5 protein-coding genes are annotated in these 3986 nt (G+C 72.9%); 3 read left to right on the plus strand and 2 right to left on the minus strand.

Annotation, left to right across the window (positions count from 1 at the left end; translation table 11 throughout):
- Positions 1-199: 199 nt before the first annotated feature.
- Both AB0J67_RS39690 and AB0J67_RS39695 read right to left on the minus strand, forming a co-directional pair.
- Positions 200-1441 (minus strand): DUF6596 domain-containing protein, encoded by a 1242-nt coding sequence (locus tag AB0J67_RS39690; RefSeq protein ID WP_363490756.1) that lies wholly within the window; start codon positions 1439-1441, stop codon positions 200-202.
- A gap of 41 nt (positions 1442-1482) precedes the next feature.
- Positions 1483-1869: a YciI family protein gene (locus AB0J67_RS39695; protein ID WP_363490764.1), complete on the minus strand. Its 387-nt coding sequence runs from the start codon at positions 1867-1869 to the stop codon at positions 1483-1485.
- A gap of 242 nt (positions 1870-2111) precedes the next feature.
- Between AB0J67_RS39695 and AB0J67_RS39700 the strand changes: the two genes are divergently transcribed.
- The 3 genes from AB0J67_RS39700 (at position 2112) to AB0J67_RS39710 (ending at position 3892) form a co-directional block, all read left to right on the plus strand.
- A complete protein-coding gene (locus tag AB0J67_RS39700) occupies positions 2112-2267 on the plus strand; it encodes a hypothetical protein (protein ID WP_363490758.1) in 156 nt (51 codons plus the stop codon).
- Complete coding sequence (locus AB0J67_RS39705; protein ID WP_363490760.1) at positions 2267-3394, plus strand: putative sulfate exporter family transporter; 1128 nt, start codon at positions 2267-2269, stop codon at positions 3392-3394. Before AB0J67_RS39700 ends, AB0J67_RS39705 begins: the two co-directional genes overlap by 1 nt.
- Before the next feature lie 159 nt (positions 3395-3553).
- Positions 3554-3892: a nuclear transport factor 2 family protein gene (locus tag AB0J67_RS39710; protein WP_363490762.1), complete on the plus strand. Its 339-nt coding sequence runs from the start codon at positions 3554-3556 to the stop codon at positions 3890-3892.
- Positions 3893-3986 lie beyond the last annotated feature (94 nt).

The raw sequence follows: 3986 nt of genomic DNA on the forward strand, positions 1-3986 counted from the left end.
CCTCGGAAGCACTCCGAGGCCGCGAGTCTTTAAGAGTTGCCGCAGCAAGGCGGCCCTCCGCGCGTCGGGCGCGACAGCCCACGGCCGGCGCGGGGCGCGGGGCGCGGGGCGCGGGGCGCGGGCGATGATCGCTCGACTTGCCTGGCACATGGGCGAAAGAGTGCCCAAGATACGCCCATGTGCCTGGCAAGTCGGGTGATCAAGGGGGTGTGGCGCGGGTGTGGAGGGTGGCCAGGTGGGTGGCGAGGTAGCGCTGTTCGGCGGTGCTGGTGGTGGCGCGGATGGCCTGGTCGAAGGCTGCCGCGGCGGCGGGGAGGTCGCCGGACATCTCCAGCAGGTGGCCGCGGACGGCGGCGACGCGGTGGTGGCCGGGTAGGCGCTGCTCGACCGAGTCCAGCAGGGCGAGGCCCGCGGCGGGGCCGTCCACCATGGCCAGGGCGACCGCGCGGTTCAGGGTGACCATCGGGTTGTCCTGCAGGCGTTCCAGGACGCCGTAGAGGGCGAGGATCTGCGGCCAGTCGGTGTCCTCGGCGCGCGCAGCCTCGTCGTGCACCGCGGCCACGGCCGCCTGCAGCTGGTACGGCCCCACGGCGTGCCGCCGCAGGGTCGCGCTGATCAGGGCGACGCCCTCGGCGATCAGCTTGCCGTCCCAGCGGGAGCGGTCCTGTGCGGGCAGCGGCACCAGCTCGCCGTGCGGCCCGGTGCGGGCGTCGCGGCGGGCGTCGGTGAGCAGCATCAGCGCGAGCAGCCCGGCGGTCTCGGTGTCGTCGGGCAGCAGCCGGTGCAGGGTCCGGACCAGCCGGATCGCCTCGTGCGACAGGTCGGCCCGCACCAGGTCGTCGCCGCTGCTGCTGGCGTACCCCTCATTGAAGATCAGGTAGAGCACGTGCCGCACGCTGTCGAGGCGGCCGCGCCACTCGTCGGGACCGGGCATGGTGAACGCCGCGCCCGCGGCGTGGATGCGCTGCTTGGCCCGGCTGATCCGCTGCGCCATGGTGGCCTCGGGCACCAGGAACGCGTGGGCGATCTCGGTGGTGGACAGGCCGCCGACGGCGCGCAGGGTCAGCGCGATCGCCGAGGGGGCGGTCAGCGCTGGATGGCAGCACAGGAACAGCAGGCGCAGGGAGTCGTCCCGGCCGGTGTCCGGCTGGTCGGCGGCGCCGGCGACGTCGCGCGGATCCAGCGACACCGCCGTCTCCTCGCGCCGGCGCCGGGCGTCGTCGGCCCGCCAGATGTTGATCAGACGGCGGGAGGCGACCTGGATCAGCCAGGCCCGCGGGTGCTCGGGCAGCCCGTCGGCGGGCCACTGCCGCGCCGCGGCGAGCAGCGCCTCCTGCACGGCGTCCTCGGCGCTGTCGAAGTCGCGGTAGCGGCGTACGACCGCGCCGAGGACCTGCGGCGCGAGGTCGCGCAGCAGGTCCCCGAGCGCGGTAGGCGTCATGGCCGGATGTCCCCGAGCGCGGTGGGCGTCATCGCCGGCGCCTACACGTCGGTCGGCGGCGGGCCGACGATCGGGCGCACCTCGATGGGGATGTTCAGCGGCGCGCCGCCCGCGCCGGGCGCGGACGAGGCCTTCGCCGCGATCGCGTACGCCCGCTCGGGCGAGTCCACGTCGACGATCCAGAAGCCGATCAGGAACTCCTTGGCCTCGGGGAACGGCCCGTCGGTGACGACCGGCGCGCCCAACTGCCCGGCCCGCACGATGCGGGCCTGGTCGGGAAAGGTCAGGCCCTCGTTGAACACCATCTCGCCGGCGGCGTGCAGCTCGGCGTCGAAGGCGTGCTGGAACTCGATGTGCGCCTTGACGTCCTCGGGCGACCAGGTCACCATCCCGGCGGACGGGTCCGCGGCCGTGTGCATCATCAGCATGTACTTCACGGTCGTGCTCCTTCGCTCGGCGGCGCCGTCGTGCGCCGCTCTCATCAGGTGGTCACCGCCGCCGGACCGTTCTCGACATCCCCGCCGGAAAAATATCGCGAAATCTCGTCGCGGCCGCCCGTAGCCTTCGTTGACCAGCATTGAGCTGCTCAAACTCTAATCTCGACTAATCCTACCGGCCTTGTATAGAATCGACGTGCCGCGCCGCCCTCCACTCCCGAAAGGCGTACGCCATGAGTGACCCGACCCCTCGCCCCACCTCGCCCGGCCCCAGCGTCCCCCGCGCCCTGCGCGCCGCGCTCACCGAGGACTGGCTCGCCACCGCCGTCGGCCTGCTGCTGCTCGCCGCGGTGCTGACCGGCGTCATCCCGACGGGCCTGGTGCCCTGATGGTCGCCACCACCCCCGATGTCGAGACCGCCCCGCCCGCGGAGCGGCCCGCCCGCACCTGGCCGTGGCTCGTGCTGGGCCTGTTCATCGTGCTGCTGCTCGGGTCCGCCGCCCGCTGGCTGGAGGACGTCGTCCCGGCCGCCGCCAAGGGCACCAGCCTGGAGAAGTTCGCCGCCGCGGTCGAGTACCCGATCTACGCCATCGCCCTCGGCCTGATCGGCAACGTGATCGTGTACTGGGCCGGGCTGCGCGAGCGCATCGCCGACGCCGTACGCACCGAGTTCTTCATCAAGACCGGCCTGGTGCTGCTCGGCGCCTCGATCAACCTGAACCTGATCGCCAAGGCCGCCGGCCCCGCGATCCTGCAGGCGCTCCTGCTGATCACGAGCGTCTTCCTGATCGCGTGGTGGCTCGGCGGGCTGCTCGGGCTCGACGAGAAGCTGCGCGCGCTGCTCTCGGCCGCCGTATCGATCTGCGGGGTCAGCGCCGCGATCGCCGCCGCCGGGGCCGTGCGGGCCAAGCGCGAGCAGCTCGCGTACGCCGCGAGCCTGGTCATCGTCTTCGCCCTCCCGTCGATCTTCCTGCTGCCGTGGCTGGCCGACCTGCTCGGGCTCAGCCCCGCCGTGGCCGGCGCCTGGATCGGCGGCAACATCGACACCACCGCCGCGGTCACCGCGGCCGGCGCGCTCGCCGGCGAGCAGACGCTGCAGATCGCCACCATCGTCAAGGCCACCCAGAACGCGCTGATCGGCGTCGTCGCGGTCGCGCTCACCGCGTACTTCGCGTTCCGAGTGGAGAAGACCGAGGGCGCCGAGCGGCCCGGCCTGCGGCAGCTGTGGGACCGGTTCCCCAAGTTCGTGCTCGGCTTCATCGCCGCGTCGGCCATCGGCACCTGGTGGGTCGGCACGGTCAGCGCGGCCGAGGCGAAGTCGACCATCGGCGTGGTCAACGACCTGCGCACCTGGTTCCTGATCCTCGCGTTCGTCAGCATCGGTCTGCAGCTGCGGCTCGGCGCGCTGCGCGAGGCCGGCTGGCGCCCCGTCGCCGTCTTCGGCGGCGCCGCCCTCGCCAACCTGGCCATCGGCCTCGGCCTGGCCGTCCTCCTCTTCACCGGCTTCACCGTCTGACCCGCTCCCCGCCCTCCAAGATCGTCCGACTTGCCTGGAACCTGTGCGTATCTTGAGCACGCTTCCGCCCATGTGCCAGGCAAGTCGGGCGATCTTGTGGCGGCCGTGTCCGCGCGTCGGTGCGGCTGTCGGGCGGGGGCGCGGGCTTAGGGTCGGGGGATGGACGCCCGTGCTCTGATCGACAGCTTCAACGCCGCGTGGAACAGCCACGACCTGGAGGGCGCGCTCGATCTGTGTACGGCCGACGTCGTCTTCGAGAGCACCAACCCCGCCCCGGACGGGCGGCGCCACGAGGGCCGCGACGAGGTGCGGGAGGCCTGGCGGCCCGTGTTCGAGCAGCTCGAAGGCCGGTTCGACATCGAGGAGCTGACCGTCGCCGGTGAGCTGGTGGTGCAGCGGTGGCGCTACGACTGGGGCACCGGCCACGTCCGCGGCGTCGACGTGATCCGCGTCCGCGACGGCGCGGTCGCCGAGAAGCTCTCCTACGTCAAGGGCTGACGCCGAGCCCGGCAAGCTCGCGGATCGTCGGGCCCGGCCGGGCCGGGCACAACGTTCGGGGGCACCGCACCTTCACCCGGGCGCCGGGCGCGAG

Source organism: Catellatospora sp. NPDC049609 (assembly GCF_040675365.1).
In the GTDB taxonomy this organism is placed as follows: Bacteria; Actinomycetota; Actinomycetes; order Mycobacteriales; family Micromonosporaceae; genus Catellatospora.

Bases quoted from the DNA above. Each gene is read 5' to 3' on its own strand.
- AB0J67_RS39690 (WP_363490756.1), bottom strand. From the start codon at position 1,441: ATGACGCCTACCGCGCTCGGGGACCTGCTGCGCGACCTCGCGCCGCAG.
- AB0J67_RS39695 (WP_363490764.1), bottom strand. From the start codon at position 1,869: ATGCTGATGATGCACACGGCCGCGGACCCGTCCGCCGGGATGGTGACC.
- AB0J67_RS39700 (WP_363490758.1), top strand. From the start codon at position 2,112: ATGAGTGACCCGACCCCTCGCCCCACCTCGCCCGGCCCCAGCGTCCCC.
- AB0J67_RS39705 (WP_363490760.1), top strand. From the start codon at position 2,267: ATGGTCGCCACCACCCCCGATGTCGAGACCGCCCCGCCCGCGGAGCGG.
- AB0J67_RS39710 (WP_363490762.1), top strand. From the start codon at position 3,554: ATGGACGCCCGTGCTCTGATCGACAGCTTCAACGCCGCGTGGAACAGC.